This window comes from Streptomyces calidiresistens (assembly GCF_014141525.1).
Classification (GTDB): domain Bacteria; phylum Actinomycetota; class Actinomycetes; order Streptomycetales; family Streptomycetaceae; genus Streptomyces; species Streptomyces calidiresistens.
Map to the genome: position 1 here is coordinate 1 of NZ_VKHS01001225.1, position 1,102 is coordinate 1,102.

General features: G+C 74.1%; 1 protein-coding gene. It reads right to left on the reverse strand.

Annotated elements, in window-relative coordinates:
* Positions 1–4: 4 nt before the first annotated feature.
* Entirely contained in the window at positions 5–994 is a 990-nt protein-coding gene (locus FOE67_RS26535; RefSeq protein ID WP_323385570.1) for an aldo/keto reductase, read from the reverse strand.
* Between the last annotated feature and the right edge of the window lie 108 nt (positions 995–1,102).

Here is a 1,102-nt window from a genome sequence, read left to right on the forward strand (position 1 = left end):
GGGCTCAGGCGAGGCGGCCCAGCGGGGCGAGGGTGTCGAGCTCGGCGCGGATCTCCTCGGGGAGTTCCAGGTCGAGGGCGTCCATCGCCTCGTCCAGCTGTTCGAGCCGGCTGACCCCCAGCACCGGCATCACCGGCCGCTTACCGCCGACCATCCAGGCCAGCGCCAGCTGGTTGGCGGTGACGCCCATGCGCTCGGCGGTCTCCCGGAGCAGGCCCAGCCGGCGCTCGTTCGTCCCGTCGCGGTACTCCGGGGACAGCGGCCGGTCGGGGCGGGTCAACGCGCCCTGGAGCAGCGGCGAGTACCCCTGGAGCACCCCGTCGTGCTCCGCCGCCCACGCGACGAGGTCGCGGTCCAGCGGACGCTGCGGCGCGATGTCGTGGCCGGGGTCCGGCCACAGGTAGGAGTGGCGCATCTGCACCACGCGCGGCGCGGCCAGGGAGTCGTCCCCCGCCGCCAGGGCCTCCGCCTCCCGCATTCGCGCGGCGTCGGTGTTGCTGGCGCCGATCACACCGACCCGCCCGGAGCGGACCGCTGCCGAGAGCGCCGCCAGGGTGTCGGCGAGCGGCACCCGGGGGTCGTCGGCGTGGGTGAGGTACAGGTCGACGGACGAGCACCCCAGTCGTTCGAGGCTCAGCCCGAGCTGTCGGTCGATCACGTCCGGGTGCAGCCCCTCGGCGGACTCGGGGAAGGGGCCGTCCAGCGGGTCCGGCAGGCAGCCGACCTTGCTGGCGATCAGCACGTCCTCGCGGGCGCCGCGCTCGGCCAGCCAGCGGCCGATGAGCAGCTCGGACTCCTCACCGGTGCCGTCGGGGGCCCAGAAGGCGTAGCAGTTGGCGGTGTCCACGACCCGTCCGCCGCGCTCCACCCAGCGGTCCAGGAGGGCGAAGGAGGTCTTCTCGTCCACGGTGGTGCCGAAGTACATCGTGCCGAGCGCGGCCCGCTCGCCGCGCAGTCGGTCCAGAACGGTGGTGCCGTACGGGGTGGTGAGCACGGGGTGTGTCCCTTTCACGGTTCGGTCATCGGGGTCGGTGGTCGGTTCGGGGCGGTCGTCGGTTCGGTCATCGGGTCGGGAACCCGGTGGCCGGGTTCGGGCGGGCGG